General features: G+C 61.1%; 24 protein-coding genes, 1 pseudogene and 1 riboswitch. Of the genes and pseudogenes, 13 read left to right on the plus strand and 12 right to left on the minus strand.

Going from position 1 to position 26,576, the window contains the following annotated elements; all coding sequences use genetic code 11:
- Positions 1-239: 239 nt before the first annotated feature.
- Together PSH73_RS24475 and alr are read left to right on the plus strand one after the other, a co-directional pair.
- Entirely contained in the window at positions 240-905 is a 666-nt protein-coding gene (locus tag PSH73_RS24475; protein ID WP_198817249.1) for a polysaccharide lyase family 7 protein, read from the plus strand.
- A 131-nt stretch (positions 906-1,036) separates the two neighbouring features.
- Positions 1,037-2,266 carry an alanine racemase gene (gene alr / locus PSH73_RS24480; RefSeq protein ID WP_120734271.1) on the plus strand — a complete coding sequence of 410 codons (1,230 nt, stop codon included), beginning with the start codon at positions 1,037-1,039 and terminating at the stop codon, positions 2,264-2,266.
- A 181-nt stretch (positions 2,267-2,447) separates the two neighbouring features.
- Here alr and fba read toward each other — a convergent pair whose 3' ends face one another.
- The 6 genes from fba to tkt form a co-directional block, all read right to left on the minus strand.
- The gene (gene fba / locus PSH73_RS24485; protein ID WP_029297347.1) at positions 2,448-3,512 is read right to left on the minus strand and encodes a class II fructose-bisphosphate aldolase; all 1,065 of its coding nucleotides are present in this window, start codon (positions 3,510-3,512) and stop codon (positions 2,448-2,450) included.
- A 169-nt stretch (positions 3,513-3,681) separates the two neighbouring features.
- Positions 3,682-4,017, minus strand: coding sequence for an MliC family protein (locus PSH73_RS24490; RefSeq protein WP_057960853.1), 336 nt, complete (start codon positions 4,015-4,017; stop codon positions 3,682-3,684).
- A 60-nt stretch (positions 4,018-4,077) separates the two neighbouring features.
- Positions 4,078-4,302, minus strand: a complete 225-nt coding sequence (locus PSH73_RS24495; RefSeq protein ID WP_057440235.1) for a hypothetical protein — start codon at positions 4,300-4,302, stop codon at positions 4,078-4,080.
- A gap of 29 nt (positions 4,303-4,331) precedes the next feature.
- Positions 4,332-5,495 (minus strand): phosphoglycerate kinase, encoded by a 1,164-nt coding sequence (locus tag PSH73_RS24500; protein WP_057440234.1) that lies wholly within the window; start codon positions 5,493-5,495, stop codon positions 4,332-4,334.
- Positions 5,492-6,577 carry an erythrose-4-phosphate dehydrogenase gene (gene epd / locus PSH73_RS24505; protein ID WP_057960854.1) on the minus strand — a complete coding sequence of 362 codons (1,086 nt, stop codon included), beginning with the start codon at positions 6,575-6,577 and terminating at the stop codon, positions 5,492-5,494. The genes PSH73_RS24500 and epd overlap by 4 nt, the downstream gene beginning before the upstream one ends.
- 138 nt (positions 6,578-6,715) lie before the next feature.
- Positions 6,716-8,713, minus strand: a complete 1,998-nt coding sequence (gene tkt / locus PSH73_RS24510) for a transketolase (protein ID WP_057440233.1) — start codon at positions 8,711-8,713, stop codon at positions 6,716-6,718.
- Positions 8,714-8,973: 260 nt separating this feature from the next.
- On the opposite strand from tkt, the gene PSH73_RS24515 reads away from it, so the two are divergent.
- The 5 genes from PSH73_RS24515 to PSH73_RS24535 all read left to right on the plus strand — a co-directional run bounded on the left by PSH73_RS24515 (position 8,974) and on the right by PSH73_RS24535 (position 14,030).
- Complete coding sequence (locus PSH73_RS24515) at positions 8,974-9,969, plus strand: metalloregulator ArsR/SmtB family transcription factor (RefSeq protein ID WP_057960855.1); 996 nt, start codon at positions 8,974-8,976, stop codon at positions 9,967-9,969.
- Between the two features lie 19 nt (positions 9,970-9,988).
- A complete protein-coding gene (metK, locus tag PSH73_RS24520) occupies positions 9,989-11,179 on the plus strand; it encodes a methionine adenosyltransferase (protein WP_057960856.1) in 1,191 nt (396 codons plus the stop codon).
- Between the two features lie 249 nt (positions 11,180-11,428).
- Complete coding sequence (locus PSH73_RS24525; RefSeq protein WP_305461544.1) at positions 11,429-11,776, plus strand: DUF1090 family protein; 348 nt, start codon at positions 11,429-11,431, stop codon at positions 11,774-11,776.
- A 98-nt stretch (positions 11,777-11,874) separates the two neighbouring features.
- Positions 11,875-13,554 (plus strand): NAD-dependent DNA ligase LigB, encoded by a 1,680-nt coding sequence (gene ligB, locus PSH73_RS24530; protein ID WP_370694593.1) that lies wholly within the window; start codon positions 11,875-11,877, stop codon positions 13,552-13,554.
- 80 nt (positions 13,555-13,634) lie between these two features.
- Positions 13,635-14,030, plus strand: a complete 396-nt coding sequence (locus tag PSH73_RS24535; RefSeq protein ID WP_057440229.1) for a DUF1090 domain-containing protein — start codon at positions 13,635-13,637, stop codon at positions 14,028-14,030.
- A 19-nt stretch (positions 14,031-14,049) separates the two neighbouring features.
- On the opposite strand, the gene PSH73_RS24540 is transcribed toward PSH73_RS24535, so the two are convergent.
- Positions 14,050-14,499 (minus strand): cytochrome c, encoded by a 450-nt coding sequence (locus PSH73_RS24540; protein ID WP_057440228.1) that lies wholly within the window; start codon positions 14,497-14,499, stop codon positions 14,050-14,052.
- 127 nt (positions 14,500-14,626) lie between these two features.
- On the opposite strand from PSH73_RS24540, the gene PSH73_RS24545 reads away from it, so the two are divergent.
- The gene (locus PSH73_RS24545; protein WP_120734273.1) at positions 14,627-15,808 is read left to right on the plus strand and encodes a murein transglycosylase A; all 1,182 of its coding nucleotides are present in this window, start codon (positions 14,627-14,629) and stop codon (positions 15,806-15,808) included.
- Positions 15,809-15,886: 78 nt separating this feature from the next.
- Here PSH73_RS24545 and PSH73_RS24550 read toward each other — a convergent pair whose 3' ends face one another.
- Together PSH73_RS24550 and PSH73_RS24555 are read right to left on the minus strand one after the other, a co-directional pair.
- Positions 15,887-16,273, minus strand: a complete 387-nt coding sequence (locus tag PSH73_RS24550) for an MAPEG family protein (RefSeq protein ID WP_057960859.1) — start codon at positions 16,271-16,273, stop codon at positions 15,887-15,889.
- A 31-nt stretch (positions 16,274-16,304) separates the two neighbouring features.
- Positions 16,305-17,138, minus strand: coding sequence for an EamA family transporter (locus tag PSH73_RS24555; protein WP_057440225.1), 834 nt, complete (start codon positions 17,136-17,138; stop codon positions 16,305-16,307).
- A 107-nt stretch (positions 17,139-17,245) separates the two neighbouring features.
- Between PSH73_RS24555 and PSH73_RS24560 the strand changes: the two are divergent.
- A pseudogene (locus tag PSH73_RS24560) lies at positions 17,246-17,383 on the plus strand (sodium:proton antiporter); the annotation flags it as partial.
- 1 nt (position 17,384) lies between these two features.
- On the opposite strand, the gene PSH73_RS24565 reads toward PSH73_RS24560, so the two are convergent.
- From PSH73_RS24565 to PSH73_RS24575, 3 genes are all read right to left on the minus strand, one after another.
- Complete coding sequence (locus PSH73_RS24565; protein ID WP_305461547.1) at positions 17,385-18,272, minus strand: formate/nitrite transporter family protein; 888 nt, start codon at positions 18,270-18,272, stop codon at positions 17,385-17,387.
- Positions 18,273-18,343: 71 nt separating this feature from the next.
- On the minus strand, positions 18,344-20,275 hold the full coding sequence (locus tag PSH73_RS24570; RefSeq protein WP_305461549.1) for a patatin-like phospholipase family protein: 1,932 nt from the start codon (positions 20,273-20,275) through the stop codon (positions 18,344-18,346).
- Between the two features lie 98 nt (positions 20,276-20,373).
- Positions 20,374-20,778, minus strand: a complete 405-nt coding sequence (locus tag PSH73_RS24575; protein WP_057440220.1) for an acyl-CoA thioesterase — start codon at positions 20,776-20,778, stop codon at positions 20,374-20,376.
- Positions 20,779-20,976: 198 nt separating this feature from the next.
- A riboswitch (S-adenosyl-L-homocysteine riboswitch) is annotated at positions 20,977-21,084 on the plus strand.
- Positions 21,085-21,105: 21 nt separating this feature from the next.
- Here PSH73_RS24575 and ahcY point away from each other — a divergent pair.
- The 4 genes from ahcY (at position 21,106) to PSH73_RS24595 (ending at position 26,573) form a co-directional block, all read left to right on the plus strand.
- Positions 21,106-22,515 carry an adenosylhomocysteinase gene (gene ahcY, locus PSH73_RS24580; RefSeq protein WP_038444076.1) on the plus strand — a complete coding sequence of 470 codons (1,410 nt, stop codon included), beginning with the start codon at positions 21,106-21,108 and terminating at the stop codon, positions 22,513-22,515.
- 175 nt (positions 22,516-22,690) lie between these two features.
- Entirely contained in the window at positions 22,691-23,536 is an 846-nt protein-coding gene (metF, locus tag PSH73_RS24585) for a methylenetetrahydrofolate reductase [NAD(P)H] (RefSeq protein ID WP_057440341.1), read from the plus strand.
- A 129-nt stretch (positions 23,537-23,665) separates the two neighbouring features.
- Positions 23,666-24,469 (plus strand): ABC transporter substrate-binding protein, encoded by an 804-nt coding sequence (locus PSH73_RS24590; protein WP_057960862.1) that lies wholly within the window; start codon positions 23,666-23,668, stop codon positions 24,467-24,469.
- Between the two features lie 223 nt (positions 24,470-24,692).
- Entirely contained in the window at positions 24,693-26,573 is a 1,881-nt protein-coding gene (locus tag PSH73_RS24595) for a DEAD/DEAH box helicase (RefSeq protein WP_169989446.1), read from the plus strand.
- Positions 26,574-26,576: the final 3 nt, after the last annotated feature.

A 26,576-nucleotide genomic window follows, 5' to 3' on the forward strand; every position in this document is an offset into this window, starting at 1 on the left:
TGGATCCCCTAAAGCAGAAGGTGCGCCGATGCCATCATTGCGCCAAAGGCCACACAACCGACTAACGGTCAGCGCCTACAGCCCACGGGTTACGGGAAGGATGGCTTTTTGACAGACCACTGGCGCCAATAAACCGCCATAAAATCATTAACAAACCGTTACCAGCCGCTTATAAAGAACGCGCCAGCCCTTGGGCCAAAGCCTTTTGACCCTTCTTTCGTACAGCAAAGGCGCACTCAATGATTGATCTGTCCACCTGGAACCTGAGCATCCCTGTTGGCACCCCGCCAGCCACCATCGACACCCCTAAACTGCTCAGCGGTTTCAATGGCAAATACTTCCAGGCCGAAGGCAGCAGCGTGCAATTCTGGTCCCCCGTCACCGGTACCCGTACCGAAAACGCCATCTACCCGCGCAGCGAACTGCGGGAAACCTATGCCGACGGCCGGCTGCGCAACTGGACCTACCCGGAGGCCGACAACTACCTGCGCGCCACCCTGTCCATCAACCAGGTGCCCTCCTCGGGCAAGATCGTGATCGGTCAGATTCACGCCTATGACAGCCAGAAACCGCTGGTCAAAGTCGAATACCAATACAAGGAAAAAACCCAGACCGGCAACATCGTCGCCAAGGTGCGCATGCGCCCCGATGACAGCAAAGGCCGGGTGATTATCGTGGCCGAGAATGTGCCCCTGCAGCGCAACTTCACCTACGTCATCCACCTGAACAAAGCCGGCCTGCTGAGCATCGAGGCCGCCAACGGCCAATGGAACGAACGCCTCGGTGCCGCCTGGGGCAAGAAGCCGTTGTACTTCAAGGCCGGCGTATATGTGCAAGACAACAGTGGCGACAGCAAGGAAGGCGGCAAGGTGACATTTGCCAAGCTGGATATTGATCACAACTGACAGTCTGATCATTCTCACGACGCTTTAGGACAGAACCGCGACCCAGGGTCTCGACTTTTTTGTAGGACAATTCGAGTATGGCGCCGCGCATGCGCAATGCTTACCTATAAGAAAGTCATGGAGACTCATCAATGCCCTTCACTCGCACCCTACTCGCCCTGTCCATGGGTATGGTTCTGCTGCAAAACCCGGCCTTCGCTGCCCCGCCCTTATCGATGACCGACGGGGTGGCCCAGGTCAGTATCCAGGACAGCAACGCCTGGGTTGAGATCAGCAAAGCCGCGTTTGAACACAACATCCGTACCCTGCAAACCAGCCTCGCCGACAAGTCGAAAATCTGCGCCGTGCTCAAGGCCGACGCCTACGGTCACGGCATTGGCCTGCTGATGCCATCGGTGATCAAGCTCGGTGTGCCTTGCGTGGGCGTGGCCAGCAATGAAGAAGCCCGCGTCGTGCGCGAAAGCGGCTTCAAGGGTCAACTGATCCGCGTGCGTACTGCCGCCCTGAGCGAACTGGAAGCGGCGCTGCCGTACAACGTCGAAGAACTGGTGGGCAACCTCGACTTCGCCGTGCGCGCCAGCCTGATCGCCGAACATCATGGCCGCCCGCTGGTAGTACACCTGGGCCTGAACTCCAGTGGCATGAGCCGCAATGGCGTAGAAATGACCACAGCCCAGGGCCGCCGCGACGCCGTAGCCATCACCAAGGTGCCGAACCTGGAAGTGAAGGCGATCATGACCCACTTCGCCGTCGAAGACGCCGCCGACGTACGCACCGGTCTCAAGGCCTTCAACGAGCAGGCCAATTGGCTGATCGACGTCGCCCAACTGGACCGCAGTAAAATCACCCTGCACGCGGCCAACTCCTTCGCCACCCTGGAAGTGCCCGAGTCCCGCCTGGACATGGTGCGCCCCGGCGGCCTGCTGTTTGGCGACACCGTGCCGTCGTTTACCGAATACAAGCGGGTGATGCAGTTCAAATCCCACGTGGCCTCGGTCAACAGCTACCCGAAAGGCAACACCGTCGGCTACGACCGCACCTACACCCTGAAGCGCGATTCAAAACTGGCCAACATCACCGTGGGCTATTCCGACGGCTATCGCCGGGCGTTCACCAATAAAGGCATCGTGCTGATCAACGGGCATCGGGTGCCGGTGGTGGGCAAGGTGTCGATGAACACGCTGATGGTGGATGTGACGGATGTGCCAACCGTGAAGAGCGGGGATGAGGTGGTGCTGTTTGGCAAGCAGGGGAATGTCCAGACCACCCAGGCGGAGGTAGAGGATATCAATGGGGCGTTGTTGGCTGACCTTTATACGGTGTGGGGGAATTCAAACCCCAAAATACTGGTCGATAAATAAGCCGAACACCATCCAAATGTGGGAGCGGGCTTGCCCGCGATGAGGGCGTATCAGTCATCCATTTATCGACTGATACACCGCTATCGCGGGCAAGCCCGCTCCCACACTGGTTTGTAGGCGGCCTCAAATAGCGAGCACAAAAAACCCGCATCTCTGCGGGCTTTTTATTAACACCTGAGGCTTAGTTGACCTTAGCGTTCAACTCACCTTTCAAATACCGCTGATACATCGCTTCCAACGACACCGGCTTGATCTTCGAAGCATTACCGGCCGTGCCGAACGCTTCGTAACGCGCAATACATACATCACGCATCGCAGTCACAGTGGCGCCGAAGAACTTACGCGGGTCAAACTCGCTCGGGTTGGTGGCCATCAGGCGACGCATCGCACCGGTGGAAGCCAGGCGCAGGTCGGTGTCGATGTTGACCTTGCGCACGCCGTGCTTGATGCCTTCGACGATTTCTTCAACCGGTACGCCGTAGGTTTCTTTGATGTCGCCGCCGTACTGGTTGATGATCGCCAGCCATTCTTGCGGTACCGAGGAAGAACCGTGCATCACCAGGTGGGTGTTGGGGATGCGCTTGTGGATTTCCTTGATGCGGTCGATGGCCAGCACGTCGCCGGTAGGCGGCTTGGTGAACTTGTAGGCGCCGTGGCTGGTGCCGATGGCGATGGCCAGGGCGTCGACCTGGGTGCGCTTGACGAAGTCAGCGGCTTCTTCCGGGTCGGTCAGCATCTGGCTGTGATCCAGCACGCCTTCGGCGCCGATGCCGTCTTCTTCACCGGCCATGCCGGTTTCCAGGGAGCCCAGGCAGCCCAGTTCGCCTTCTACCGAAACGCCGCAGGCGTGAGCCAGGGCCACGGTTTGTTGGGTGACGCGCACGTTGTAGTCGTAGTCGGTCGGGGTCTTGCCGTCTTCGCCGAGGGAGCCGTCCATCATCACCGAGCTGAAGCCCAGTTGGATGGAGCGCTGGCATACGTCAGGGCTGGTGCCGTGGTCCTGGTGCATGCACACCGGGATGTGTGGGAATTCTTCGATTGCCGCGAGGATCAGGTGACGCAGGAACGGTGCGCCGGCGTATTTGCGGGCACCGGCCGAAGCCTGGACGATCACTGGGGAGTCGGTCTTGTCAGCGGCTTCCATGATGGCGCGCATCTGCTCAAGGTTGTTGACGTTAAAGGCTGGGACGCCGTAGCCGAACTCGGCTGCGTGATCCAGCATTTGACGCATGCTGATAAGTGCCATTGTGTCTCTCTCCCGGTCGAGGGTCGTTAATCGTGCAAGCCTGCCGTAGCGGCGGCTGCTATTCAAGTTATTGCAGATCAAGGGGTTGAGCCTTGACCTGCTGAATCGTTATTGCAGGGTGCGGTTCGCAATCTTTGTCGAATTGGAACCGGATCCCATGTGCTCTGTATTACTGGGCCTTGCAGCCCCGGCCGATCAAATCATCGGTGGCAACCCAATAAACCAGGCCTTCCTCACCTTTTGTGTGAAACGCCAGTTGCTCATTGCTGTACAGCGCGCCGGAAGCGGCCACATCTTCCTTGAGGCGATACACCAGGTCGGAGCCGCCGAGGCGCACATCCACCTGCTTGTGGTCGGTATCGACAAACCGCCAGTTCACCTGGGCCTGGCTGTCGCATACCCAGGTGGTCCATGGTTCTTGCTGCGCTGGTGCCTTGTTGAACATGTTCAGGTTGGCACAACCGGCCAATAGAGCCAGTGCTGCCAGGGCGATAACGCCTTTCATTGCCAATCCTCGAACGGCGGCCCGAGGCCGCCACTGCTGTCGGTTAGTGAATCAGACCCATCAAGGGCAACCCTGTTCCTTACCTTTGGGCGGGGAATCGTATTTCTCCAGACCGTCGGGCCCTATGCGCTTGCTGATCACCGGCATGGTTTCAGCCTGCCAGTCGGCCTGGTAGCAGCCCTTGTGCGGTGCAGCCCCTGGGGCGTCGTCTGCCGGCGCCTTGGGCGCGCTGCCGCAGCCAGCCAACAGGCCTGCTGCAATCACCAGCGCGAATGGCTTGATCATGGGAATGCTCCTTTTCCAGGCTGCGGGACTCAGCCCTTGGCTCGACTTTCCAGCACTTCAACGGCTGGCAGGACCTTGCCTTCGACAAACTCAAGGAACGCGCCACCACCGGTAGAAATGTAGGAGATCTGCTCAGCAACGCCATACTTGTCGATGGCCGCCAGGGTGTCGCCACCGCCGGCAATGGAGAATGCCGAGCTTTCAGCAATCGCCTTGGCCAGCACTTTGGTGCCGTTGCCGAACTGGTCGAACTCGAACACACCGACCGGGCCGTTCCACAGGATAGTCCGGGAGGCTTTCAGCAGCTCGGCGAAGTTGGCCGCCGTTTGCGGGCCGATATCCAGGATCATGTCGTCAGCCGCCACATCTGCGATCAGCTTGACGGTCGCTTCGGCGCTTTCGGCAAATTCCTTGGCAACCACCACGTCCACCGGCAGCGGCACGCTGACCTTGGCCGCGATGGCACGGGCGGTGTCCAACAGGTCCGGCTCGTACAGCGACTTGCCTACCGGATGGCCAGCAGCGGCCAGGAAGGTATTGGCAATGCCGCCGCCCACGATCAGTTGGTTGCAGATCTGGCTCAGGCTGTTGAGCACGTCCAGCTTGGTCGACACCTTGGAACCGGCCACGATGGCAGCCATTGGCTGGGCTGGTGCGCCCAGGGCCTTGCCCAGTGCATCCAGCTCGGCAGCCAGCAACGGGCCAGCAGCGGCCACCTTGGCGAACTTGGCCACGCCATGGGTCGAACCCTCGGCGCGGTGCGCGGTGCCGAAGGCGTCCATCACAAACACGTCGCACAGCGCAGCATATTGCTGGGCCAGTTCGTCGCTGTTCTTCTTCTCGCCTTTGTTGAAGCGCACGTTTTCGAACAGCACGATGTCGCCGGCCTTGACGTCAACACCGCCCAGGTAGTCAGCCACCAGCGGCACTTCGCGGCCCAGGGCCTTGCTCAGGTAATCGGCTACAGGCTTGAGGCTGTTTTCGGCGGAGAACTCACCTTCGGTCGGACGACCCAGGTGGGAGCAGACCATCACGGCCGCGCCTTTTTCCAGGGCCAGCTTGATGGTCGGCAGCGAAGCCAGGATTCGCGCATCGCTGGTGACTACACCGTCCTTGACTGGGACGTTGAGGTCTTCGCGAATCAGTACGCGCTTACCTTGCAGATCGAGGTCGGTCATCTTCAACACGGTCATGGTCGCAGTTCCTGAATTACTTGATTTTGAAGGGCTAATTTTGAAGAAGCGATGTGCAGATAATGTTCCGCAACATCCAGCATGCGGTTGGCAAAGCCCCATTCGTTATCGAACCAGGCCAGGATATTCACCAGCCTGGGGCCGGAAACGCGGGTCTGGCTGGCATCGACGATGGCCGAATGCGGGTCGTGGTTGAAATCACAACTGGCGTGCGGCAACTCGGTGTACGCCAGCAGGCCTTTGAGCGGGCCGCTGGTGGCAGCCTCGCGCAGGATCCGGTTGACCTCGCTAGCGTCGGTGTCGCTGACAGTCTGCATGGTGATATCCAGGCACGACACGTTCACCGTCGGCACGCGCACTGCTTTGGCCTGGATTCGCCCGGCAAGTTCCGGCAGCAGGCGTTCAATACCACGAGCCAGGCCGGTGGACACCGGAATCACCGACTGGAACGCCGAACGGGTACGGCGCAGGTCTTCATGGTGATAGGCGTCAATCACCGGCTGGTCGTTCATCGCCGAGTGAATAGTGGTAATCGACACATACTCCAGGCCAATCGCCTGGTCCAGCAGGCGCAACAACGGCACACCGCAGTTGGTGGTGCAGGAGGCGTTGGACACCAGCAACTCGTCACCGGTCAGGCAGTCCTGGTTGACCCCATAGACGATGGTGGCGTCGACATCCGCCTCGCTGGCCATCGGCTGGGAAAACAACACGCGCGGCGCGCCGGCGTCGAGGAACCGCTGGCCATCGGCCCGGGTGTGGTAGGCCCCGGAGCATTCCAGCACCAGGTCGACGCCCAGCGCCGCCCAGTCGATGCCCTCGGGCGTGGCACTGCGCAAAACCTTCACGCAGTTGCCATTGATATGCAGACAATCGCCGTCGATCCGCACTTCGCCGGGGAACCGGCCGTGGGTGGAGTCGAAGCGCGTCAGGTATTCGATGCTGGCCATGTCGGCCAGATCGTTGATGGCGACAATTTCAAACCCGGCCGCCGCCCCTCGCTCGAACAGCGCACGCAAGACGCAACGACCAATCCGGCCGTAGCCGTTGAGTGCAACTTTGTAGGGACGGGGTTGAGGCATGGGGTTCTCGATCAATGTTCGTTCAGTGTTGAATGTTCCATCGCTATCGCGGGCAAGCCCGCTCCCACATTAGACCGAGATCCAAATGTGGGAGCGGGCTTGCCCGCGATGGCGCCAGTACAGACAACGCAGACTGACTTAGTCTTCCAGCAGCTCTTCAGCCTGACCCAGGATGTTTTCCAGGGTGAAACCGAACTCTTCGAACAACGCTGGCGCCGGCGCCGACTCACCGTAGGTGGTCATGCCGATCACGCGGCCTTCCAGGCCCACGTACTTGTACCAGTAGTCGGCGTGCGCCGCTTCGATGGCAATACGCGCGCTGACCTGCAACGGCAGGACCGATTGCTTGTAGTCGGCGTCCTGGGCTTCGAACACGCTGGTGCACGGCATGGACACAACGCGCACGTTGCGGCCTTGGGCGGTCAGCTTGTCGTAGGCCTGAACGGTCAGGCCCACTTCGGAACCGGTGGAGATCAGGATCAGCTCCGGCTCGCCAATGCAGTCCTTGAGCACGTAGCCACCACGGCTGATGTCGGCGATCTGCGCGTCAGTACGCACCTGGTGTTGCAGGTTCTGACGGGAGAAGATCAGCGCCGAAGGGCCATCCTTGCGCTCGATCGCGTGCTTCCAGGCCACCGCGGATTCCACCGCGTCGGCTGGGCGCCAGCAATCCAGGTTCGGCGTGGTGCGCAGGCTGGTCAGTTGCTCGACCGGCTGGTGCGTCGGGCCGTCTTCGCCGAGACCGATGGAGTCGTGGGTGTACACATGGATCACACGCTTCTTCATCAGCGCGGCCATGCGTACGGCATTGCGCGCGTATTCCATGAACATCAGGAAGGTCGCGCCGTAAGGCACCAGGCCGCCGTGCAGGGCAACGCCGTTCATGATGGCGCTCATGCCGAACTCGCGCACGCCGTAGTACATGTAGTTGCCGCTGGCGTCTTCAGCCGAGACACCTTTGCAGCCTTTCCACAGGGTCAGGTTGGAACCGGCCAGGTCAGCCGAACCGCCGAGGAACTCAGGCAGCAACGGGCCAAAGGCGTTCAGGGTGTTCTGGCTGGCTTTACGGCTGGCGATAGTCTCGCCCTTGGCCGCGACTTCGGCGATGTAGGCCGAGGCTTTTTCCGAGAAATCAGCAGGCAGGTCACCGGCCAGGCGGCGTACCAGTTCGTTGGCCAGCTCCGGGAACTCTGCGGAGTAGGCCGCAAAACGCTGGTCCCACTCGGCTTCTGCGGCGCGACCGGCTTCCTTGGCGTCCCACTCGGCGTAGATATCAGCCGGGATTTCGAACGGGCCATGGTTCCACTTCAGCGCTTCACGGGTCAGGGCGATTTCCGCGTCACCCAATGGGGCGCCGTGGCAGTCTTCCTTGCCTTGCTTGTTCGGCGAACCGAAGCCAATGGTGGTCTTGCAGCAGATCAGGGTCGGCTGCTCGCTTTTGCGCGCGGTTTCGATGGCGGTCTTGATCTCTTCCGGATCATGGCCGTCAACATTGCGGATCACCTGCCAGTTGTAGGCTTCGAAACGCTTTGGCGTGTCGTCGGTGAACCAGCCTTCGACTTCGCCGTCGATGGAGATGCCGTTGTCATCGTAGAAAGCAATCAGCTTGCCCAGGCCCAGTGTGCCGGCCAGGGAGCTGACTTCATGGGAAATGCCTTCCATCATGCAGCCATCACCCAGGAACACATAGGTGTGGTGGTCGACAACATTGTGGCCTGGACGGTTGAACTGCGCCGCCAGGACTTTTTCTGCCAGGGCGAAGCCCACGGCGTTGGCCAGGCCTTGGCCCAGGGGACCGGTGGTGGTCTCGACGCCTGGGGTGTAGCCGAATTCCGGGTGGCCCGGGGTGCGGCTGTGCAGTTGGCGGAACTGCTTGAGGTCGTCGATGGACAGGTCATAGCCGGTCAGGTGCAGCAACGAATAGATCAACATCGAGCCATGGCCGTTGGACAGCACGAAGCGGTCGCGATCGGCGAACGACGGGTTGCTCGGGTTGTGTTTCAGGTAGTCACGCCAAAGTACCTCGGCGATATCCGCCATGCCCATTGGGGCACCGGGATGGCCGCTGTTGGCTTTTTGCACGGCATCCATGCTGAGGGCACGAATGGCGTTGGCACGCTCACGACGGCTGGGCATCGCTGATCTCCTGGAGGTTGAATAAAAGAAACGGAAAAAAGGACCGGCATTTTCCCTCAGCCAAGGCCTCAGGGGCAATGACAGATACCGACTTATGTAGGTTTTTCCTGTGGTTTGGACTGCATTGGCGGCAAGAACACTTCCCGCCGTTCGTCTAAAGGTTATAGCGCCTGCTTATAACCACCGATTATCGACCAATATCAAAACTTTTTGATATTGGCCTTGCGGGGATTTGACCTCATCACTAGACTGCTGGCCTTATGAACTTACCTGCGCCTTCCATTCGCCCCGACGATTGCGATGAGCTGGCGGCCCTGTGCAAGGCCGGCGGTGATCCGCTGCGCTTGAATGTACTGCGCGCCCTGGCCAACGACTCGTTTGGTGTGCTGGAACTGGCGCGGATCTTTGCCATTGGCCAGTCCGGCATGAGCCACCACTTGAAAGTGCTGGCCCAGGCCGACCTGGTGGCCACCCGCCGTGAAGGCAATGCGATTTTTTACCGTCGCGCCCTGCCCCACACCGATTTGCTGGGTGGCAAGCTGCACGCTGCATTGCTCGAAGAAGTGGACAACCTGGCCCTGCCGGCTGACGTGCAGTCGCGGATCGCCCAGGTCCACGGGCAACGCGCTGCGGCCAGCCAGGACTTTTTCTCCCGGGTGGCGGACAAGTTCCGCGCCCAGCAGGACCTGATTGCCGGGTTGCCTCAATACCGCGAAAGCGTATTGGCGCTGCTCGACAAACTGGGCTTCAACCCAGGTGCCACGGCGCTGGAAGTCGGCCCGGGCGACGGCGGGTTCCTGCCGGACCTGGCACGACGCTTCCACCAGGTGACGGCGCTGGACAACAGCCCGGCCATGCTGGAACTGGCGCGCCAGCTGTGCGAGCGCGAACAATTGGGCAACGTCCGCCTGCAACTGGCCGATGCCTTGAATGAGGTCGGGCTGCAAGCCGATTGCGTGGTGTTGAACATGGTCCTTCACCATTTTGCCGCGCCGGCCGATGCTCTCAGGCAGATGGCCGGTTTGCTGCAACCGGGTGGCAGCCTGCTAGTAACTGATTTATGCAGCCACAACCAGAGTTGGGCCAGGGAGGCCTGCGGTGATCTATGGTTGGGGTTTGAACAGGACGATCTGGCCCGTTGGGCCACCGCTGCGGGACTCGTTCCCGGGGAAAGCCTGTATGTAGGCTTACGTAATGGTTTCCAGATTCAGGTCCGCCACTTTCAGCGGCCAACTGGCGACACTCACCATCGGTAAATATCAGGAAAACATCGAGATGAGCGAATATTCCCTTTTCACCTCCGAGTCCGTGTCTGAAGGGCATCCGGACAAAATCGCCGACCAGATTTCTGATGCGGTGCTGGACGCCATCATTGCTGAAGACAAGTTCGCCCGCGTGGCGTGCGAGACGCTGGTGAAAACGGGCGTGGCGATCATCGCCGGTGAAGTCACCACGTCGGCCTGGGTCGACCTGGAGCAAATCGTCCGTGACGTGATCACCGACATCGGCTACACCAGCTCTGACGTCGGCTTCGACGGCGCGACCTGCGGCGTGATGAACATCATCGGCAAGCAGTCGCCCGACATCAACCAGGGTGTCGACCGCGCCAAGCCAGAAGACCAGGGCGCCGGCGACCAGGGCCTGATGTTCGGCTACGCCAGCAACGAAACCGACGTGCTGATGCCTGCACCGATCACCTTCTCGCACCAGTTGGTCAAGCGCCAGGCCGAGGCCCGTAAATCCGGGCTGCTGCCTTGGTTGCGCCCGGACGCCAAGTCCCAGGTGACCTGCCGTTACGAAGGCGGCAAAGTGGTGGGCATCGACGCGGTGGTGTTGTCGACCCAGCACAATCCGGAAGTCTCCTACAAAGACCTGCGCGAAGGTGTGATGGAGCTGATCGTCAAGCACGTGCTGCCTGCCGAACTGCTGAGCAAGGACACCCAGTTCCACATCAACCCGACCGGCCAGTTCATCATCGGCGGCCCGGTGGGCGACTGCGGCCTGACCGGGCGCAAGATCATCGTCGACAGCTACGGCGGCATGGCCCGTCACGGCGGTGGCGCGTTCTCCGGCAAGGATCCCTCCAAGGTTGACCGCTCGGCAGCCTATGCCGGTCGTTACGTGGCCAAGAACATCGTCGCCGCTGGCCTGGCCGAGCGTTGCGAGATTCAGGTGTCCTACGCCATTGGTGTGGCCCAGCCTACGTCGATCTCGCTGAACACCTTCGGCACCGGCAAGATCAGCGATGACAAGATCGTCAAGCTGGTGCGTGAGATCTTCGACCTGCGTCCGTACGCAATCACCACCATGCTCGACCTGCTGCACCCGATGTATCAGGAAACCGCGGCCTACGGCCACTTCGGTCGTACCCCTGAACAGAAGACCGTAGGCGACGACACCTTCACCACGTTCACCTGGGAAAAAACCGACCGCGCCGACGACCTGCGCACCGCTGCCGGTCTGTAATCGCAGCACGTAGCACCCAAAGCCCCACCGGGTTTTCCCGGTGGGGCTTTTTGTTGCGCTTTTTTGCGGGCGGGGGTTAGCGCGACGGCGAACCTGGCAAATAGTTCACATTTATTGGATCCAAACCTTGCAGGCTAAATGATGGCCCACTAGAATTCGCGCCCTCCCGAGCCCTTAACCACATTGGATACTGCACTGCGCCTGCTCGGGACAGCCAAGTGCGCAGGCAATCGAACATTGAGGTTTTTCATGCGTATTTCCACCTTCGCTCCTGCCGCCGTACTGCTCAGCCTGTTCGCCCTGCCAGTGCAAGCCGCTGACCTGAGCGGCCTGACTGGCGCCCTGACTTCCCAACTGGGCGGCGCTACCGGCAACTGCGAAAAACAGAGCCAGGAGCTGCAAGCCAAAGTCGACGCCGCCAAAGCCAATGGCGAGGACCTGAAAGTGAGGGCCATGCAGGCAGCACTGGACCAGGTAAACAAAGGTTGCAAAAAAGTCGGCGAGTCCCAAGGCAAGCTCGACGAAACCGCGCAAAAGCAGCAGGCCAAGGCTGACAGCAACGACACCGTGAAAGCCCTGGGCGGTCTGTTCAAGTAAGCAGAAACACCCGGTAAAAAGCCTCGCGCCTGCGGGGCTTTTTTATGGGCGTTTGCTTGCTTTAGGCTGGGCGCCCCTTCAGAGCAAGGATGCTCATGATGACACCACGCCTGCTGACCTACCTGCTATTGATGCTCTTCCCTATCGTCGCTTGGGCGCAGGGCTGCCCGGACTGGCAAGCCGACAAGGCCCGGGACGAAATCACCGCCCTGCAACGACAAATCGACCTCTGGGACGACAGCTACCACCGACTCGGCCAATCCCTGGTCAGCGACGAGCTCTATGACCAGGCCCGCATGCGCCTGGAGCAATGGCGGACTTGCTTTGCACAGGCGCCGTCACCTGCGCAAAATCCCCTGGCCAGCTCGCGGGGCACTGTCGCCCATCCCGTCCCGCACACGGGCCTTGAAAAGTTGGTCAACGACCGCGCCGTGGCAGACTGGATCGGCACACGCAGCGACCTGTGGATACAACCCAAGGTCGATGGGGTGGCCGTGAGCTTGGTCTATCGTGGGGGTCGCCTGGCCCAGGTGATCAGCCGCGGCGACGGCCTGTCCGGCCATGACTGGACGGACTCGGCCCGCAAGATCCCCGGCCTTGTGCAACAACTGCCCGAGGCCATCGACCTGCTCTTGCAGGGCGAGCTGTACTGGCGCCTGGACGCCCATATACAAGGGGAGACGGGCGGCATGAATGCCCGCAGCAAAATCTCCGGGCTGATGAACCGCCAACACCTCAATGACGCCGACGCCGCCGGCATCGGCCTGTTTGTCTGGGCCTGGCCGCAAGGGCCGGCGGACCTCAAGCAGCAGTTGGACACCCTTGCACACTGGGGTTTTACCGACAGCCGTCGCTACAGCCAGCCCATCGACACCTTCGAGCAGGCCCGTCACTGGCGAGCGTTCTGGCATGGGCACCCTTTGCCCTTCGCCACTGATGGCGTGGTGCTGCATCAAAGCCAGCGCGCCCCGGCCGAACGCTGGCAGGCCAGTACGCCTTACTGGGCTGTTGCCTGGAAATACCCGGTCATCACAGCCCTGGCCCATGTGCGCCAGGTGCAGTTCAAGATCGGCCGCACCGGCCGTATCACCCCGGTCCTGGAACTGCACCCGGTAATGCTCGACGATCGCCAGATCAAGCGCGTCAGCATCGGCTCGTTGAAACGCTGGCAACAGCTCGATATCCGGCCCGGCGACCAAGTGTCCATCAGCCTTGCCGGCCAAGTGATTCCCAGGCTCGACCAGGTCATCCTGCGCAGCTATCCACGGGTCGATGTCGCGGCCCCGGTGGCGGGCGACTTCCATCACCTGAGCTGCTTGCGTCTGGCCCCGGCCTGCGAGGAGCAACTGCTGGCCCGACTGACCTGGCTCAGTGGCAAGCAGGGGCTGGATCTGCCACACATTGGCCGCGAGACCTGGAACTCCTTGATCCAGGCCGGTCAAATCAGCGGTTTGGTGGATTGGTTGAACCTTGATGAGACAGAGCTTGCTACCATTGACGGATTCGGCGACCGCAGCACGACGCGCCTGCTTGCGAGCCTGCAGACCGCACGTCAGCGACCGTTCGCTCAATGGCTGATGGCGCTGGGGGTTCCACCGACCGCCCGCAATAACCTGGTGGGTGGCTGGCATGCCCTGGCCGCCCGCGACACGCAAGCCTGGCAGGCCGAGGCAGGAATCGGCCCGGGACGCGCGGCGCAGTTGAGCGCCTTTTTTCGCGACCCTCAGGTGGTGGCCATGAGCGAAACACTACGGGCTGCCGGGATCGACGGCTTTTAGGCCCGGCCCGCTACATTCATCGGTACCGGCAGAAATCATCCTGCCCACCTGACAACGATCTTGTTTATTTTGGAGTTCTTATGAAGTTTCTTGCACCGCTTGCCCTGTTGACCGTCACCAGTTTTCTGACCACTCCCTTGCTGGCTGCCGAGACAGCCCCGCAACTGACCGGTTGCGCTGCCAAGCGCCAGGCCATCAGCCTGCAGATCGAACAAGCCAAGGCCCATGGCAACAGTGAGCAACAAGCCGGTCTGGAAAAAGCCTTGAGCGAAGTCACCGCCCACTGCACCGACGCCTCCCTGAAAAAGGAACGCGAGAACAAGGTGCTGGATGCCAAGCACGAAGTCAGCCGTCGTCAGGCTGACCTCGACAAGGCCATGAAAAAAGGCGACTCCGAGAAGATCAACAAGCGTAAGGACAAGCTCGCCGAGTCGCGCAAAGAGCTACAGCAAGCCCTCGACGACCTGGACAAGTAAGACGCATCCGACCGATGCCTCAATGGTCGCGAAACTGCTTATGACAGGCGCTGCACGCATCTTCGACTTTCTGCACGGCCGGCTTCAGGTCACTGGCTTTGTACGGCTGCACCTGGCTGGCGATCACCAACTCACCGGTGGCCGCCTCAAGGTTGCGCGCCAGTTCCTGGAACTGGGCCTGTTTCTGCCATACATCGTCCTTGGCACTGGTGTGATCTTCTTCGCGCACCGTTGGAAAGTGCTTCCACGGCTCATGGGACAGGGTGTCGAGCTTGACCGCACCCTCGGCAAATTTCGCCCCGTCGAACGGAATACGGCCGCGCAGCATCCCGCCCAGGTCTTCGCCGGTCTTGAGCATCTGCTTGAAGATGGCCTTGCGCTGGCCCAATGGCGAGTTCGGATCCACGCCGCCGCAGGCGGTCAGCGTCAAAGCGGCCAGCAATACAACAGTCAGTTTTTTAAAAGTCATGGTGGCTCAGGGTCACGGGAAACGGCGGCCAGTATCCCCGCCCCGCCCGGAAAGACCAATAGCCCTATTAATAATATGGACGCTTGTGCCGTAATCGGTACCGGCTACCGCCTTGGGAATTACTTGCATGAATAACCTGTTGAACCCCTGGAGCCGCCGACTGGCATGGGCTCTGCCGATGATCGCGCTGCTCGCCGGATGCGACGGCGGCAACGCCCCGACCCCCAAGCCCGAGCCGGAAAAACCCCACGCCGTGGCGACCTATGTCAGCGCCACCTGGGAAGCCCTGCCGGAAGTTTCGGACACTGACCTGCAAGCCGGCTTCGAATCCTGGCGCAGTGCCTGCCAACGCCTGAAGAACGATCCGGTGTGGGGCACCACCTGCGCTGCCGCGGCCAATGTGCCGGGCAATGCCGGTGATATCCGGGGTTTCCTCAAGCAACAGCTGGAGGTGTATGGCTTGCGCTCGGCAGACAACACGCCCAATGGCCTGATCACCGGCTACTACGAACCGGTCTACCCCGGCAGCCTTACCGAAACCAAGACCGCCCATGTTCCTGTGTACGGGGTGCCAGACGACCTGATCATCGTCAACCTGGAAAGCATCTACCCGGAGCTCAAGGGCAAACGCCTGCGTGGGCGCCTGGAAGGGCGGGTACTCAAGCCCTATGACGATGCCGGCACCCTCAACCAGCAAGGCTCCAGCGCCAAGCCCATCGCCTGGCTGACCCACCCGATGGACCTGCAATTCCTGCAAATCCAGGGTTCGGGCCGCATCCAGTTGGCGAACGGTCGTCAACTGCGCGTGGGCTATGCCGACCAGAACGGTTTCCCCTACCGCCCTATCGGCCGCTGGCTGGTGGAGCAAGGCGAGTTGAAGAAAGAAGAAGTGAGCATGGGCGCCATCAGTGCCTGGGCCAAGGCCCATCCCGAGCGGATCCCGGAGTTACTGGCGAGCAACCCCAGCTACGTGTTCTTCAGCACCCGGCCCGACAGCAATGAAGGCCCGCGCGGCTCGCTGAACGTACCACTGACCGCAGGCTACAGCGTGGCCGTGGACCGCAAGGTGATCCCACTGGGCAGCCTGCTGTGGTTGTCCACCACCCGCCCCGATGGCGCACCGATCGTACGGCCGGTAGCGGCCCAGGATACGGGGGGCGCGATTGTCGGTGAGGTGCGTGCCGACCTGTTCTGGGGCACGGGTGATGCAGCGGGCGAGCTGGCCGGGAACATGAAGCAGCAAGGCCAGATCTGGATGCTGTGGCCCAAGGGTGCGGCGCTGCCTCAAGTGCCGGACGCGCCTTTGTAGGAACCGGTTTACCGGCGATGGCGGTTTCAAATCCGCCATCGCTGGCATGCCAGCTCCCACAAGGGTTGGCTGCGTGCCTTAGATCGAAACGAAGAAGAAGCTCGCAATCAACGCCATGCCCACAAACCACACCAGCGAACGCAAGATCGCCCAGTCCGCCAGGTAGCAGATGATGTACAGCAGGCGGCTGGTGATAAACAGCACCGCCAGTACGTTGATGGTCACCAGTTCCGCGTTGCCCGCAAGGTGGGCAATGATCACCGCTGCGGCAAACGCCGGGGTCACTTCAAAGCTGTTGAGCTGTGCGCTATGGGCGCGTTTGGCAAAGCCTTCGAGGGTTTCCAGGAAGGCCCGGGGGTCATGGTTCTGCCGGGGCCCGAATTTGCCACCACTGAACTTGGCCACGCCAGTACACAGGTAAGGCAGAAAAATTGCGATCAACACACACCAGAAAGCAACAGTCATCACTCATTCCTTTTTTAGTTTTATCCGCTGGTTAGAGTTTCATCACGAGCATGCCGATCAGTACCAACCCACAGGCTAAGAGCCGGGAGCGGCCGAAAGGTTCTTTCAGGTAACGCATACCGAACAACACCACCAGGATCACGCTGACTTCTCGCAGCGCGGCGGCCTCGGCAATCGAGCCCAACTGCATGGCCCAAAGCACCAGAGCGTAGCTCAACAACACGCACAACCCCACGCTCAGCCCCAACCGCCATTGCGTGCGCCAAAACAGGCTGAACGCCGCGCGCTTGCGCACCATGGCCAGCAGGGGAAAGGGCCAGGCACTGAGCAGGGTCAGCCATACCAGGTAGTCCAACGGGTGCGACCAGCGCCGCAGCGCCTGGCCATCAAGGAAGGTGTAGCAGCCGATGCACAGGCCGATCAGCGCGACCACCGGCAACATCGACCAGGGCAGCCGCTCCCCGCCACCGCCCTGCCACAGCAGGCACAGCATGCCGAACGGGATCAGCAGGATGCCGACAATCTGCTGGGTACTGAGCACTTCCCCGGCAAACACCAGGGTCAACGCCAGCACCACCAGCGGTGATAAGCCGCGCATCAGCGGATACACCAGCCCCAGGTCGCCAACGCGGTAGGCCTGGATCAGCAGGTAGCGATAGAGCAACTCGAACAAGGCCGATGCGATGATCCACGGCCAGATTTCCAGGGGCGGCAACGACACAAATCCGACTGCCAGTAGAACAAACAACAGGGCCACGCTGTCCATGCAGGCGATCACCAACAGGCGCTCGCCGCTGAACTTGATCAAGGTGTTCCACGTCGCATGCAACAGCGCCGCTACCAGCACCAAGGCTGTCGCAACCACAGGGAGCCCCTTGTCAGAATGGTCAGAGTTGATTCTTCATGTTTCAGCACCTGTTTATACTAAAAACCACCCCGCTGCACCCCGCCCTCTATCCCATGGCCCCCCGGATGCTTGAACTTGTTGCAGCCTTCATTTGCCTCACCACCCTGCTCACCTATGTGAATTTCCGCTTTATCGGCCTGCCACCCACCATCGGTGTAATGGTAACGGCGCTGCCGTTTTCCCTGTTATTCCAAGGCCTGAACATCACTGATCCTTGTCAATCGACTGCGGATGCCTCGGGTCCGCAGCCTGCTTGCCCGGCAGGCTGCCTTCGCTGCGAATCTGCGCATGGCTGATCAGCGCGAAGATAAAACTGCCGCCGATGATATTGCCCGCCAGGGTCGGCCCGGCAAATACCAGCCAGAAGTCCTTCCACGGTAGCTCGCCGGCAAATACCAGATAGGACACCTCCGCCGAACCGACGACAATGTGGGTGAAATCACCCAGGGCCATCAGGTAGGTGATCAGGATAATGATCCACATCTTGGCGCTTTCCATGGACGGAATCATCCACACCATGGTGGCGATCATCCAGCCGGAGACGATGCCTTTGGCAAACATCTGGCCCGTGTCGTTCTCCATGACCTTGCGCCCGATGTCGAGGAAGGCCAGGTCGGTCTTGATGTCGAAAATCGGCAGGTGCAGCATCACGTAGGCCACCAGCAAGGTGCCGCAAAGGTTGCCCACCAGTACCACCGTCCACAACCGCAGCAGGCGCCCGGCATTGCCCAGGGTCGGCTTGCTCATCACCGGGAGCACGGCGGTCAGGGTGTTTTCGGTGAACAGTTGCTGGCGCGCAAGGATCACCGCGAGAAAACCTGCGCAGTAGCCAAAGCTGGCAATCACCTTGAAGCCTTCACCGCCCGGCAGGCGGGAGTTGAGCAGCCCCATGGCCATTAATGACAGGCCCATGGTCAGGCCGGCGGCCAGCGCCGACCACCACAGCGCCGCGACGCTGCGCTCCAGTTCCTGGTCGCCCTGGGTGCGAATGATTTCATGCAGCACCGCTGCCCTGGGCGGTTGGTTCTTGTCCACATCCTGCTGCTCTTCCTGCGACAGGTTGGGAGTTTTGCCGTCTTTTTGGGTGGCCATGATGTTCCAGTGTCCAAGGGGTGCCTGTAGCTACGACACGCTGGCGCAGTGGCTGTTCAGTGGCCGGAGAACTAAAGCGGGATGCGCCAGGCCTTGGCCATTTCCACGGTGGTCGAGCTCAGTGGCTTGGACCAGGGTTTATTACGCGCACCATAGTGTTCAATGATGTCGTCGAGCACCCGATTGAACTCGGCCGGCGTCGCTGCCGTGGCCAGGTCGCGCGCGGCCCGCTGCAGAAGCTCGACGTTGGCGGCCGTCTGGCCTGCACGGTAGAGGGAGGGGTAGATGACTTCGCGGGTGAAGTTGTCGGCTTTTACGGCAATATCCCGTCGCTGCATTTGAGCCACGGCACTGGTCATGACCTTGGAGGTTGGCGTGGAAGCCCCCTGATTGTGCTTGGCAACCACCTGCAACAGTTGCTGGAAGTTATGCTGCCCAGGGGCGTTAAGCCGCCGCCCCAACCACTCGATATGCTGGGGCCGGGTAACCAGTGCATCCAGGTTACGCAGCGCAGAGAGCAACCCAGGCGTGAAGACCAAAGTATTGCCTGCCTTGTTGGCCTCGGTAATCGCTGCGTCCAGGGCTTGCAATGCCTGCTGTGCCTGCTTGCGAAAACGCAGCACATTCGCCGCGGCGGGATCCTTCTGGAGTGCCACTTGCACGCTGGCAAGCATTGCATCGTCCATCGCCAGCACCGCGTCGTCCAATGACTCGAACAAGTGCCGCTCACGTACCTTGCTGCGCTGCTCCTGGTGCTGCGTCACCGCTTGCCGGGCCTGGGCCTGCAAATGCTTTTTCTGCTCGGCGGTCATGGTGAAATTGACCGTGCCACTGAGCAGGCCACTAAAGTCACCTTTGGCGGATTTGAGCGGCAGCACCACGGTTTGCTCGTTAAATTCCTTGAGGCGTTGCTGTTGATAGGCGCCTGCAGCCGTATGGGCAGTGCCTGTCAGTTTGTCCGCAACAGCGCTTATGACGCTGCCGCTCTTTTTCTGCGATGCAGGAGCCTGGGACTCGAATTTGACGATCAACGACTCCGGCTGGCTCAGCGGGCTCTCGGGAAACGAGCGCTCGATCACCCCGGGTGCCGGGGTGTTGAGCACCAAGCCACCGTCCTGGAAAAAAGTGGTTTCACCCACCGCCTGAAACCCATGGCCTTGCTCGGCAGGGCTTTTGAACAGTCCCGGTAGGGAGCCCGAGATATGCGCGGCGCAGGCAATGTCCATATCCGGGGTCAGGCTGGCGTTGAACACCACCAACTGCGGGCGACCATCGAACATGCCGGTCCCCGTGATGTTCAGTAGTTTGATCGCCGGGATATGCCTGCTCAGCACGTCAAGATCAGCAAAGGTCGGTGCCCCTCCGGCGCTCAGCCTGTCGGCGATTTTCATCACTTCGTCGGGGCGGGCTGCCCTGGGCATGGCGGCAATATGGGCCAGGATCGACTTGCGTGACTCGTTACGGATCAGGTCTTCGAGCGAGTGCGCCTGGGTTTGCAGGCGCGGCATCATGGTCAGCAGCAATTGGGAAATGTTGCCCGCCGGGCCTGGCAGGCGCCCGGCAAGTTTGCCGAGGCTCGCCCCGGCATTTTGCAGCCAGGCCGTCACAGGGTTGGGGCTGTTGAGCAGGCTGGGCAGATCAATGCTGTTTGAGAGCGTGCCGAAGGCCTTGGCTCCCATGCCACTGGCCAGCAGCGCTGCAGAAATCGCACCGGCAGATGAACCAGAAATGGCAGAGATGCCTGGCAGTGTTCCGGTTTCTTCAAGGGCCTGGACCATCCCGGGGAAGGCGATGCCCTTGGCACCACCGCCGCTGAGTACCAGATGGCTGACCGCAGGGGGTGACAGCACCACCTCCACCTGCCCCTTGCTGTCTCGAAACAGGCTCAGCTTTCGCGGGCCGACGCCCTCGACCAAGGGTGTCTTGTTGCCTTGGGCGGGGGGCGGCGGGGGTTGCCGCGATGACGGCTGAGTCTTGGCAGCCGGGTTGGCGGTCACTTTCATTGCGGGCTCTCTCTACAGGATGTGGTCCTGAGTGCAGAGAAAGCCTGGAAGCGATCCACCCGGACAGATTTGGTAAATCAAATCAGGCCGGGCCGGGGTTACTCAGTGAGGTTGTCATCCTGGAACTGGTCTTTCACGTACTTGATCTCGGTACGCCCGTGGGGTGCCGGCAGACCGTCTTCGCCGAGGTTGACGAAGACCATTTTTTCCACGGTGAGGATGCTTTTGCGCGTGATCTTGTTGCGCACTTCACAGGTCAGGGTGATGGAGGTGCGGCCAAACTCGGTGGCGGTGATGCCCAGCTCGATGATGTCGCCCTGGCGCGAGGCGCTGACAAAATTGATCTCGGAGATGTACTTGGTCACCACGCGCTGGTTGCCCAGTTGAACGATGGCGTAGATCGCCGCTTCTTCGTCGATCCAGCGCAACAGGCTGCCACCGAACAGGGTGCCGTTGGGGTTGAGGTCTTCGGGTTTTACCCATTTGCGGGTGTGGAAGTTCATGCTCACTCCAAAGCGTCTTGCCGAATGATGGGCAACATCATGGCAGAGCGCCGGCCCAAGCTCTATGAGCCATTGCCTATCAGCACCATGAACGATCTTCATGCCCCCGACAGAAAGGCTTGGGAAGTCAGGCGCAGGCAGCTATAATCGCCACCGCTTCAAAACGGTCATCTGTGATTGATACCGTTCTCCCGCCACCTGTCCGAGGGGCGCTGCAGCAGGCCCTGGCCTGTCAGGCTCGGATGGGGCGTTGCCCGGCCGGGTTGTCCTGGCTGGATACTAAACGCACAACGGCGCCCATTCGCACACTACGAATGGAGGCTCTTCATGAGCGCTGTAATCACGCCTGCAGGTTTTACCGACTACAAAGTCGCCGACATGTCCCTCGCTGCCTGGGGCCGTCGCGAAACCTTTATCGCCGAATCCGAAATGCCAGCCCTGATGGGTCTGCGCCGCAAGTACGCCGCTGAACAGCCGCTCAAGGGCGCGAAGATTCTCGGCTGCATCCACATGACCATCCAGACTGCCGTGCTGATCGAAACCCTGGTTGCCCTGGGTGCCGAAGTGCGCTGGTCGTCCTGCAACATCTTCTCGACTCAGGACCAGGCCGCTGCCGCCATCGCAGCCGCTGGCATCCCTGTCTTCGCCTGGAAAGGCGAGACCGAAGAAGAGTACGAGTGGTGCCTGGAGCAAACCATCCTGAAAGATGGCGCGCCTTGGGATGCCAACATGATCCTCGACGACGGCGGCGACCTGACCGAGCTGTTGCACAAAAAGTACCCGGCCATCCTGGATCGCGTCCATGGCGTGACCGAAGAAACCACCACCGGCGTACACCGCCTGCTGGACATGCTGGCCAAGGGCGAGCTGAAAATCCCGGCCATCAACGTCAACGACTCGGTGACCAAGAGCAAGAACGACAACAAGTACGGCTGCCGTCACAGCCTCAACGATGCGATCAAGCGCGGCACCGACCACCTGCTGTCGGGCAAGCAAGCCCTGGTGATCGGCTACGGCGACGTGGGCAAGGGTTCGTCCCAGTCCCTGCGTCAGGAAGGCATGATCGTCAAGGTCTCCGAAGTTGACCCGATCTGCGCCATGCAAGCCTGCATGGACGGTTTCGAAGTGGTCTCGCCGTTCATCGACGGCCAGAACGACGGCACCGAAGCGAGCATCGACAAAGCCCTGCTGGGCAAGATCGACCTGATCGTGACCACCACCGGTAACGTCAATGTGTGCGATGCCAACATGCTCAAGGCCCTGAAAAAGCGCGCCGTGGTGTGCAACATCGGGCACTTCGACAACGAGATCGACACCGCTTTCATGCGCAAGAACTGGGCATGGGAAGAAGTCAAACCTCAGGTGCACAAGGTTCACCGTACCGGCGCTGGCGATTTCGACCCACAGAACGATGACTACCTGATCCTGCTGGCCGAAGGCCGCCTGGTAAACCTGGGTAACGCCACTGGCCACCCAAGCCGCATCATGGATGGCTCGTTCGCCAACCAGGTACTGGCGCAGATCTTCCTGTTCGGCCAGAAATACGCCGACCTGTCGCCCGCCCAGAAAGCCGAGCGCCTGACCGTGGAAGTACTGCCGAAGAAACTCGACGAAGAAGTGGCCCTGGAAATGGTCCGCGGCTTCGGCGGCGTCGTGACGCAACTGACCAAGACCCAGGCCGACTACATCGGCGTGACGGTTGAAGGTCCGTTCAAGCCGCACGCCTACCGCTACTGATCGGCCTGTTGCCTGCTCTCCATGTGGAGGGCAGGCTTCTGTGGGAGCGGGCTTGCTCGCGAAAGCGATGTTTCAGTATCAGGTATGTTGACTGAAACTCCGCTTTCGCGAGCAAGCCCGCTCCCACATTGACGGTGTATGTCTTCCGGTTTTTTGAGTTTCCAAGGGTATGACCATGTCCCAAGACCGTCGCTACAGCTTCGAGTTCTTCCCGACCAAGACCGATGCTGGGCATGAAAAATTGATGGCGACTGCCAAGCAGTTGGCCAGCTACAACCCCGACTTCTTCTCCTGCACCTACGGCGCAGGCGGCTCGACCCGTGATCGCACGATCAACACCGTGCTGCAACTGGAAAGCGAAGCCAAAGTGCCCGCCGCACCGCACCTGTCGTGCGTAGGCGACAGCAAGGCCGACCTGCGCAGCCTGCTGACCCAGTACAAGGCCGCCGGCATCAAGCGTATCGTCGCCCTGCGCGGTGACCTGCCATCCGGCATGGGCATGGCCAGCGGCGAGTTGCGCTACGCCAATGATCTGGTGAGCTTCATTCGTGAAGAGACTGGCGACCACTTCCATATCGAAGTGGCCGCCTACCCGGAAATGCACCCTCAGGCGCGCAATTTCGAAGACGATCTGCGCAACTTCGTGCGCAAGGCCGAAGCCGGCGCCAACAGTGCGATCACCCAGTACTTTTTCAACGCCGACAGCTACTTCTACTTCGTCGAGCGCGTGCAGGCCCTGGGTGTGAATATCCCAATCGTGCCGGGCATCATGCCGATCACCAACTACAGCAAGCTGGCGCGCTTCTCTGACGCCTGCGGTGCAGAAATCCCACGCTGGGTACGCAAGCAGCTGGAAGCCTATGGCGATGACGTCAAAAGCATCCAGGCCTTTGGCGAGCAAGTCATCAGTGAAATGTGCGAAACCTTGCTGCAAGGTGGCGCGCCGGGCCTGCACTTCTACACCCTGAACCAGGCTGACCCGAGCCTGGCGATCTGGAACAACCTCAAGCTGCCACGCTGAGGCTACCCCTTTGTACCGCCAGCCGGGATTCCTTCCCGGCCCGGCGGCACAATAAAAGTTCAGGTTTGCGACCTGAAGATCCCCGATCCAGAGCTTCTCTTTAACCTGCGACAGTCGTAACCTCAGGGTATGCCCGTCATTTTCCAGCTGTTGACCGCTGTCCTTTTCACTTGCCTGAGCCTGACCGCCCACGGCGAGAAATTGCGCATTGTCACCGAACCCTGGGCCCCTTACGTCTACGAAGAAAACGGCCAGATGCGCGGGCTCGACTACGAGGCCACCGTCATCGTGTTCGAGCGCCTGGGGATCGAGGTGCAATGGCAGTTCCTGCCCTGGAAACGTTGCCTGGCCATGCTCGACCAGGGCCTGGCCGATGGCGCGCTGGATATTTTCCACAGCCACGAACGCGACGCGGCGCTGCTTTATCCCAGCGAACCGCTGTCCCAGGTTGAGTTTGTGATGTTCTACGCCAACGAGCGCCCACATCCGTTCCAGACCCTGGATGACCTCAAAGGGCTGACCATCGGCACCTCCCCCGGCTACCTGTATAGCGCCGGGTTCAGCGAATCCACCCTGTTTACCCGCGAGCCGGCCCCCAGCCATGAGGCCAACTTCGGTAAACTGGCCCGTGGCCGGATTGATCTGGTGATCACCGACCGCCGGGTTGGCCAGCATGTGCTCAAGGAGTTAGGCCTGGAACACCACGTTACCCAGGCGTCGCCGGTGATCAGCAGCCAGAAACAATTCCTCGCCGTACGCCGTGGCGCGGGCATGGACTTGCTGGTGCAGCGCTTTGGTGCCGAGCTCAAGCGCTTCAAGCAAGAGCCCGCCTATGCCGCCCTGAGTGCAAAATATGCCGGCAACAGTGCCAAAACTGCCCCCTCGCCGCCGCTGGAGCAAACCGTTGAGCAGCAGGAAAGCGGCGCGCGGTGATTGCTCTGTTATACTCCGGCCTTTCCGCCAGGCTTACGCCCGGCCGTTGTGGTCGTATAACAGGCATCCAACCCCGCTACTGCGCAGCTTTGCAGCCCGCGCGAGCCGTTGGAGTGCCTGCCAGCCCCAGCAGGACCGGACGGGGTTGCGTTCCTCTAAACGCGATTCGCGCCCGGCAAGATTATCCCTTTGGGCCAAGCCCTAACTACAAACAGGATTACTCATGTCCTTTGCTTCCCTCGGTCTCTCCGAGGCTTTAGTCCGCGCCATCGAGGCAGCGGGCTATACCGAGCCTACTCCGGTGCAACAGCGGGCTATTCCCGCCGTGTTGCAAGGTCGCGACCTGATGGTCGCGGCTCAGACAGGTACTGGTAAAACCGGCGGCTTCGCCCTCCCGATTCTGGAGCGGTTGTTCCCCAATGGTCACCCGGACAAATCCCAGCGTCACGGCCCGCGCCAACCCCGCGTACTGGTCCTGACCCCTACCCGCGAACTCGCCGCACAAGTGCATGACAGCTTCAAGCTGTACGCCCGCGACCTGAAGTTCGTCAGTGCCTGCATCTTCGGCGGCGTTGGCATGAACCCCCAGGTTCAGGCCATGTCCCGTGGGGTTGACGTGCTGGTCGCCTGCCCTGGTCGTTTGCTCGACCTGTGTGGCCAAGGCAGCGTCGATCTGTCCCACGTGGAAATCCTCGTGCTGGACGAAGCCGACCGCATGCTCGACATGGGCTTTGTCCATGACGTGAAGAAAGTCCTCGCGCGCCTGCCGGCCAAGCGTCAGAACCTGCTGTTCTCGGCAACGTTCTCCAACGACATCACCGCCCTGGCCGGCAAGCTGCTGCACAACCCCGAGCGCATCGAAGTCACGCCGCCCAACACCACGGTCGAGCGTATCGAGCAGCGGGTGTTCCGCCTGCCAGCCAGCCACAAGCGCTCGCTGTTGGCCCACCTGATTACCGCCGGTGCCTGGGAACAAGTGCTGGTGTTCACCCGCACCAAGCATGGCGCCAACCGCCTGGCCGAGTACCTGGACAAGCACGGCCTGACCGCCGTCGCCATCCACGGCAACAAGAGCCAGAACGCGCGGACCAAGGCCCTGGCCGACTTCAAGGCCGGCTCCGTACGGATCCTGGTCGCCACCGATATCGCCGCCCGCGGCCTGGATATCGACCAACTGCCGCATGTGGTCAACTTCGAGCTGCCAAACGTCGATGAAGACTATGTGCACCGTATCGGCCGTACTGGCCGTGCCGGTCGTTCGGGCGAGGCCATTTCCCTGGTCGCCCCGGATGAAGAAAAACTGCTGAAAAGCATCGAGCGCATGACCAAGCAGAAAATCGCCGACGGCGACCTGATGGGCTTCGATGCCAGCACCGTAGAAGCCGAAAAACCGGAAGTGCGCGAGCGTCCGGACGTGCGTAACCCGCGCAACCCACGTGGTCCTAAGGGCGATGGCCCGAACGGCGGCGGTGGTGGCGGTGGTCGTCGCGACAAAGGCAAGGACAAAGGTGGCAAAGACAAGGCACCTACCAACGGCCGTGGCGAACGCCCAGCCCGCGAGCAAAAGCCCCGCGAAGGCACCCCGGCCCGCGAACAGCGCCAGCCGAGCCAGCCGCCACGCGCCGCAGCCGACCGCGCACCGGACGAGTTCCTCGACGATGACGTGGATAACTTCGGTAACCGCGTGGACTACGTGCCACAGGCCAAACCGGCCCAGGGCCGTGGTCGTCGTCCAGGTGCCCCGGCACCGGGCGCTGGTGCGGGCGCTCCGCGCACCGGCGGCCAGCCACAGGGTCGCCAGAACGGTCCGCGCAGCAGCAACGGCGCCACCACCGGCACCCCACCGGCCAAGCGCAATGGTCCGCGTAACGGCGCACCGCGTGATGGCCAGGCCCGTCGCGAAGAGTCGCGCAACCGCCGCCCTGCACGTGATGAGCAGCCACGCTCCTCGGAACCTGCCGTGCAGAACCCGCGCAGCGGCACGACGCCGAAGATCATCCACAAGGAGTCGAAAAGCGATCGCTTCCCGACACCTGAGCAGTTGGATCAACTGCCAGGCCGCCCTCGTGGTGAAAAACCAGCGTTGCTGACCCGCAACCGCTGATTT

The organism is Pseudomonas sp. FP2294, from assembly GCF_030687625.1.
GTDB classification, from domain to species: Bacteria; Pseudomonadota; Gammaproteobacteria; order Pseudomonadales; family Pseudomonadaceae; genus Aquipseudomonas; species Aquipseudomonas shahriarae.

Bases quoted from the DNA above. Each gene is read 5' to 3' on its own strand.
- PSH73_RS24475 (WP_198817249.1), top strand. From the start codon at position 240: ATGATTGATCTGTCCACCTGGAACCTGAGCATCCCTGTTGGCACCCCG.
- alr (WP_120734271.1), top strand. From the start codon at position 1,037: ATGCCCTTCACTCGCACCCTACTCGCCCTGTCCATGGGTATGGTTCTG.
- fba (WP_029297347.1), bottom strand. From the start codon at position 3,512: ATGGCACTTATCAGCATGCGTCAAATGCTGGATCACGCAGCCGAGTTC.
- PSH73_RS24490 (WP_057960853.1), bottom strand. From the start codon at position 4,017: ATGAAAGGCGTTATCGCCCTGGCAGCACTGGCTCTATTGGCCGGTTGT.
- PSH73_RS24495 (WP_057440235.1), bottom strand. From the start codon at position 4,302: ATGATCAAGCCATTCGCGCTGGTGATTGCAGCAGGCCTGTTGGCTGGC.
- PSH73_RS24500 (WP_057440234.1), bottom strand. From the start codon at position 5,495: ATGACCGTGTTGAAGATGACCGACCTCGATCTGCAAGGTAAGCGCGTA.
- epd (WP_057960854.1), bottom strand. From the start codon at position 6,577: ATGCCTCAACCCCGTCCCTACAAAGTTGCACTCAACGGCTACGGCCGG.
- tkt (WP_057440233.1), bottom strand. From the start codon at position 8,713: ATGCCCAGCCGTCGTGAGCGTGCCAACGCCATTCGTGCCCTCAGCATG.
- PSH73_RS24515 (WP_057960855.1), top strand. From the start codon at position 8,974: ATGAACTTACCTGCGCCTTCCATTCGCCCCGACGATTGCGATGAGCTG.
- metK (WP_057960856.1), top strand. From the start codon at position 9,989: ATGAGCGAATATTCCCTTTTCACCTCCGAGTCCGTGTCTGAAGGGCAT.
- PSH73_RS24525 (WP_305461544.1), top strand. From the start codon at position 11,429: ATGCGTATTTCCACCTTCGCTCCTGCCGCCGTACTGCTCAGCCTGTTC.
- ligB (WP_370694593.1), top strand. From the start codon at position 11,875: ATGACACCACGCCTGCTGACCTACCTGCTATTGATGCTCTTCCCTATC.
- PSH73_RS24535 (WP_057440229.1), top strand. From the start codon at position 13,635: ATGAAGTTTCTTGCACCGCTTGCCCTGTTGACCGTCACCAGTTTTCTG.
- PSH73_RS24540 (WP_057440228.1), bottom strand. From the start codon at position 14,499: ATGACTTTTAAAAAACTGACTGTTGTATTGCTGGCCGCTTTGACGCTG.
- PSH73_RS24545 (WP_120734273.1), top strand. From the start codon at position 14,627: ATGAATAACCTGTTGAACCCCTGGAGCCGCCGACTGGCATGGGCTCTG.
- PSH73_RS24550 (WP_057960859.1), bottom strand. From the start codon at position 16,273: ATGACTGTTGCTTTCTGGTGTGTGTTGATCGCAATTTTTCTGCCTTAC.
- PSH73_RS24565 (WP_305461547.1), bottom strand. From the start codon at position 18,272: ATGGCCACCCAAAAAGACGGCAAAACTCCCAACCTGTCGCAGGAAGAG.
- PSH73_RS24570 (WP_305461549.1), bottom strand. From the start codon at position 20,275: ATGAAAGTGACCGCCAACCCGGCTGCCAAGACTCAGCCGTCATCGCGG.
- PSH73_RS24575 (WP_057440220.1), bottom strand. From the start codon at position 20,778: ATGAACTTCCACACCCGCAAATGGGTAAAACCCGAAGACCTCAACCCC.
- ahcY (WP_038444076.1), top strand. From the start codon at position 21,106: ATGAGCGCTGTAATCACGCCTGCAGGTTTTACCGACTACAAAGTCGCC.
- metF (WP_057440341.1), top strand. From the start codon at position 22,691: ATGTCCCAAGACCGTCGCTACAGCTTCGAGTTCTTCCCGACCAAGACC.
- PSH73_RS24590 (WP_057960862.1), top strand. From the start codon at position 23,666: ATGCCCGTCATTTTCCAGCTGTTGACCGCTGTCCTTTTCACTTGCCTG.
- PSH73_RS24595 (WP_169989446.1), top strand. From the start codon at position 24,693: ATGTCCTTTGCTTCCCTCGGTCTCTCCGAGGCTTTAGTCCGCGCCATC.